This is a genomic window from Brenneria populi (assembly GCF_036016195.1).
GTDB classification, from domain to species: Bacteria; Pseudomonadota; Gammaproteobacteria; order Enterobacterales; family Enterobacteriaceae; genus Brenneria; species Brenneria populi.
In genome coordinates, this window is sequence record NZ_JAYWTM010000070.1 from 1 (window position 1) to 487 (window position 487).

Here is a 487-nt window from a genome sequence, read left to right on the forward strand (position 1 = left end):
GCGGGGACGGAAGTGGCGATAGCGTTCGAGCAGGGCAACCCGGACCGGCCGTATATCGCCTATGCGCTGCACGACTCGCGCCACGGGGACCTGGTGACGCAGGAGAACAACAAGCGCAACGTGATGCGCACGCCGGCGAACAACAAGCTGCGCATGGAGGACGAGCGCGGGAAAGAGCATATCAAGCTCAGTACGGAGTACGGCGGGAAGACGCAGCTGAACCTGGGGCACTTGGTGGACAGTAGCCGCCAGGCGCGCGGCGAGGGGTTTGAGCTGCGCACCGACCAGTGGGGGGCGATACGGGCGGGGAGCGGACTGTTTATCAGCGCGGACGCGCAGTCGCAGGCGCAGGGCGCGGCGCTGGATATGGAAGCGGCGGTCGCCCAACTGGAGCAGGCGCTGTCCATCGCGAAGAGCCTGTCGGGAGCGGCGCAAGCGGCGCAGGCGGACGGGGCGGAGAATGTGGGACAGACGGCGCTGAATGCGG

General features: G+C 67.8%; 1 protein-coding gene. It reads left to right on the forward strand.

Annotated elements, in window-relative coordinates:
• Positions 1 to 487 (forward strand): type VI secretion system Vgr family protein (locus tag VSX58_RS22435; protein WP_327619986.1); only part of this gene is annotated, 487 nt, incomplete at both ends.